Source organism: Priestia flexa NBRC 15715 (assembly GCF_001591565.1).
GTDB lineage: Bacteria > Bacillota > Bacilli > Bacillales > Bacillaceae_H > Priestia > Priestia flexa.
This window is the reverse complement of the sequence record NZ_BCVD01000188.1, coordinates 1-4,655: the sequence shown is the minus strand read 5'-3', so window position 1 is coordinate 4,655 and position 4,655 is coordinate 1. Positions and strand designations below refer to the sequence as shown.

Genomic DNA, 4,655 nt, shown 5'->3' with positions numbered 1-4,655 from the left:
TTTTATTTGGGTATTTTGGCTTTGCATAAATAACATCACTTTATCTATTTCAATTTTTAACGTAAGATTTATGATTTGACCTTATCATATATATAAAAGGGTTCGTTTTCTATATGATTGTTAGAAGTTCTGACGCATTATATGAAAAGCAACAAGTATATTTACAATGAATAAGGTATAAAATGAAATGAATGTGACAAAACATAACTTGATATGTTATTTTAATTGACTTAATTATCAGAATTATTTATAATTTTACATATAAAATCCGATTTTATTTAGACTGGCTTTTAAGGAGGTGCGAAGTTTGGTAGAAGAAAACAATACACTACGAACAAATGCTTATAGCTACGGGGCTTTTTTTAGAAAAAATCGCTTAATGCAAATGATTCAACAACTAACTGCATGGTTTATTCCGATGAAATCTCAGAAGCAAGATAAAATTGAATCAATGATTTTTATCCAACATATCCCCACATCATTGCCAATAAAGACTACACCCCTACTTTTAGATTCCAACAAACAGTTAGCAATTCTATATTCAGATACTCAAGAACAAGAAGCGGCACAGCTGATTTTTCAAAGTGTGGGATCGCCGTTTAACCTGTTGCCGTATCACGATTATATAAGTAGGTTGAAGAACTATGAGGTATCAACAAATCTAATTCATCCAGAAGAGTTTAAATATGAGGTTAAGTTAAAGACGAAAGATAAAAAAGGACTACATGTACTAGCGGAAGTCCTAAAAAAAAGCGAATGACCATTCAATGGTCATTCGCTTTTTTATTAAGAAAACATTGATGTACTATGCATTGGCTGTAGGCGAGCTTTTGGATCAATGTATGCTTTTGCATTGTTAACGGCCGTAGGGCCTTCGCCGAATCCAGCAACAATTAGTTTCACCTTTCCTTCATATGTACAAATATCTCCAGCTGCATAAATTCCAGGAATATTTGTTTCTTGCTTGGAGTTAACGACAATTGTATTCTTTTCTAATTCTAACTCCCATTCTTTAATTGGACCTAGCGATGAAACAAAGCCAAAGTTCACAATGACGTCATCAACATCTACCACAATTTTTTCTTCACCTTTGGTATTTTCAAGAACGACTTGTGTAATTCGATCTTCACCAATAAATTCTACGGGGATGTATGGTGTTTTAATATCCACTTTGGAGTTTTTTAATTGTTCTACGCTGTGCTCGTGCGCACGGAATTTATCACGTCTGTGTGTCAGAGTAACTTGCTCTGCAATTGGTTCAAGCATTAATGACCAATCTACTGCAGAATCACCGCCGCCACATACTAATACCTTGCGTCCTTTAAACACATTCATATCATCAACGAAATAATGTAAGTTTGCTTTCTCAAATTGCTTTGCATTCTCTAGCTCGATTTTACGAGGTTTAAAAGCACCGTTTCCAGCTGTGATAATAATTGTTTTTGAATAATGAACTTCTGAATTAGTCGTCAATCGAAAAACACCGTCCGCTTGCTTTTCTACTTTTTCAACTGCTTGTTCTAGCGCAACAGTTGGGTTAAACTGCTTCATTTGTTCTTTTAAATTATTAACAAGCTCTTGTGCACGAATTTTTGGGAATCCAGCAACATCATAAATATATTTTTCAGGGTATAAAGCGGAAAGTTGGCCTCCTAATTGAGGTAGGCTCTCAATAATTTTTACACTAGCTTGGCGCATTCCACCGTAAAATGCAGTAAATAGGCCTGTAGGACCGCCACCAATAATGGTGATATCGTATACTTGTTTATCTTCTTTCATGATTTAGTCACCTCATTCGTTAATTTAGGTTAAAGAAGTCTACTGTTATGATAGCACAATTAAAAGATAAAAATTTATTATAAAGTACTGACGAAGAAAGAAAACTTTTTAACCCTTTTCATACATATGGAAAAAGAAGAAAACAATTTAATGAAATTTCCATTATAGTGAAGAGAGTGAAAATTAAAAAGCTTATAAATCAATGAATAGGTATTGAAAAATAGCTTAAAAAAGCATAATATGTTTCTAGATATAATATCGTTTCAGTAAGGTTTTAGTACGTCATCTTACGTGAAATGATTCACAAACTATATGGAATACAATAAGGTAAAACCGGGAAAAGAAATGGATAGTAACAGCTTTTCTTGTTTACACTAACATAAAAAAGTAGACCTTATTTATAACTTTATGACTTTTAACACAAATATTTGATAACTCTAAACTAAAAAAGGTGGATGACCATTCAATGAAAAAGCCAAAAATTGTTGTCTTAGGTGCTGGCTACGGTGGGATTATGACAACCGTTCATTTACAAAAGAAATTAGGTACCAACGACGCGGAGATTACGCTCGTTAATAAAAATGATTACCATTATGAAACAACATGGTTACATGAGGTTTCAGCAGGTACATTACATCACGACCGTTCAAGGTTTCCAGTGAAAAGTTTAATTAATACGGGAAAAGTAAACTTTGTAAAAGACACTGTAATGGACATTAATACTGCAGAAAAACGTGTTATTTTAGAAAACAGTGAACTCGAGTATGATTATCTAGTTGTTGGATTAGGGTATGAATCTGAAACCTTCGGAATTAAAGGGTTAAAAGAATATGCATTCTCAATTGCTAATATTAATGCTGCACGTCAAATTCGCGAACATATTGATTACGTATTTGCAACGTACAATAATGAACCTGTAAAGCGCGATGAGTTATTAACAATCGTTGTTGGCGGTGCAGGATTTACTGGAATTGAGTTTGTTGGTGAGTTGGCAAACCGCGTTCCTCAGCTATGTAAAGAATTTGATATTCCACGCGAAAAAGTCCGCATTATCTGTGTAGAAGCTGCACCAACGGCTTTACCAGGTTTTGATCCAGAACTGGTTGAATATGCGGTGACACAACTTGAGAGAAAAGGTGTCGAATTCAAAATCGGTACAGCAATCAAGGAATGTACAGAAGAAGGCATCTTAGTTGAAAAAGATGATCAAGTTGAAGAAATTAAATCAGCAACCGTTGTATGGGCAGCCGGGGTTCGAGGAAGTCATATTATTGAAAAAGCAGGGTTTGAAAATAACCGTTGTCGCGTTAAGGTAAGCAACTCTCTGTTAGCGCCAGGCCATGAGGATGTATTTATCGTAGGAGACTGCTCGTTTATGATCAATCCTGAAAACGACCGTCCTTACCCACCAACAGCTCAGGTAGCTATGCAGCAGGGTGAAACATGTGCAGAAAATATCGCACGCTTAATTCGTGGCGAAAAAGAGCTTAAAGAATTTAAAGCAGATCTAAAAGGTACGGTATGTTCTTTAGGACATGATGATGCAATTGGAGTTGTGTATGGCCGTAAATTATTTGGTTCAAGCGCATCATTTATGAAAAAAGTTGTTGATAACCGCTCTTTATTCCTACAGGGTGGAGTAGGTTTAGTTCTTAAAAAAGGGAAATTTAATTTCTTCTAATAAATTGGTGAAAGGAGATTCTGGGGAATCTCCTTTTTTATGTGTAATAAACGAAAAATTCTGTTATTGACGCTGTTTGTGGACTTAAGTACACTTAAAGAAAGAAGGACGGGGAGATGGGTCAAAATGGCAATGAGTGTACCAGAATTAATTATTTCGATGCTGTTATTTTTTGTTTTGTTTTTTGGAATCGGTTTCTTATTGAATATGCTCTTAAGAATGTCGTGGATTATGGCAATTACGTACCCAATTATTGTGATTTTGATTGTGGATGAAGTACGAGCAGCCAAATATGTCCAAGAGCCGTTAGCATCAGTGGCTCAGCTAGGTGAACGATTTCTGTCATTAGCAACTGCAGATATCGTGATTTTGCTATCTGGTTTTCTAGGTGCTCTTATGGCAGGGGTAGCAATCAAAATGCTTAGAGTAAGAGGATACCAAATGTTTTAAGCATGTATTATTGAAAGAACTCCTTCTCATGAGAAAGGGGTTTTTGCTCTTTCTACGCATAATTTGACTTTCCTTTGGAAACAAATAGATTCGTGGGAGGAGTTGGAAAGAGTCAAATGATTAAAACACTAATAAAGCGTATTGTCATGTCTTTACTTGTTGTAGGGGCATTGCTGACAACCTATGAAGCTGTCACAGGAGTACCCGTTACCGTCTTGTTTAAAAGTCTGTTATGGGCTGATTCTACAACTGTTAATCATAGTCTTCGAGTGAATGCTTCTGAGAAGGAAGCATTAGAAATTGAAGAAGCTTTTGATTGGTCAGCTTACCCAAGTCATATCGTATTAGCGACAGGGTATACAGCAGGATATGAATCAACAGGTAAAAATCCTACAGATCCAAGTTACGGAATCACATATTCAGGTGTAAAAGTAAAACGAGACTTATATTCGACAATCGCTGCAGACTTATCAATATTTCCAATTGGTACGATTTTATTTATTCCTGGATACGGATATGGTGTCGTAGCGGATAAAGGTGGAGCAATTAAAGGTAATCATTTAGATTTATATTTTGAAACAGTAGATGATGTTTACGAGATGTGGGGTAAAAAGGAGCTTAGCGTGTACGTAGTTGAAAAAGGGAAGGGAACCTTGTCTGAACAACAGTTAACCGCGCTTAATGAAAACAAATCGATGCAGGTATTTAGGCAAAAAATTAATTCAGTTCGCTAGAGACTGAGACA

At 35.6% G+C, this 4,655-nt stretch carries 5 protein-coding genes; 4 read left to right on the top strand and 1 reads right to left on the bottom strand.

Translation table 11 applies throughout. The annotated features are described in order from the left end of the window. Positions 1 to 307 precede the first annotated feature (307 nt). Positions 308 to 760 (top strand): hypothetical protein, encoded by a 453-nt coding sequence (locus BFL01S_RS19005; protein ID WP_061786651.1) that lies wholly within the window; start codon positions 308 to 310, stop codon positions 758 to 760. A gap of 26 nt (positions 761 to 786) precedes the next feature. Here BFL01S_RS19005 and BFL01S_RS19000 read toward each other — a convergent pair whose 3' ends face one another. Beyond that, positions 787 to 1,779 carry an NAD(P)/FAD-dependent oxidoreductase gene (locus BFL01S_RS19000; RefSeq protein ID WP_061786650.1) on the bottom strand — a complete coding sequence of 331 codons (993 nt, stop codon included), beginning with the start codon at positions 1,777 to 1,779 and terminating at the stop codon, positions 787 to 789. 466 nt (positions 1,780 to 2,245) lie between these two features. On the opposite strand from BFL01S_RS19000, the gene BFL01S_RS18995 reads away from it, so the two are divergent. The 3 genes from BFL01S_RS18995 (at position 2,246) to spsC (ending at position 4,644) form a co-directional block, all read left to right on the top strand. Next, complete coding sequence (locus BFL01S_RS18995) at positions 2,246 to 3,460, top strand: NAD(P)/FAD-dependent oxidoreductase (protein ID WP_061786649.1); 1,215 nt, start codon at positions 2,246 to 2,248, stop codon at positions 3,458 to 3,460. Between the two features lie 126 nt (positions 3,461 to 3,586). After that, entirely contained in the window at positions 3,587 to 3,910 is a 324-nt protein-coding gene (locus tag BFL01S_RS18990; RefSeq protein ID WP_025908062.1) for a YuiB family protein, read from the top strand. A 116-nt stretch (positions 3,911 to 4,026) separates the two neighbouring features. Beyond that, on the top strand, positions 4,027 to 4,644 hold the full coding sequence (gene spsC, locus BFL01S_RS18985; RefSeq protein ID WP_061786648.1) for a stationary phase survival protein SpsC: 618 nt from the start codon (positions 4,027 to 4,029) through the stop codon (positions 4,642 to 4,644). The last annotated feature ends 11 nt before the right edge of the window (positions 4,645 to 4,655 follow it).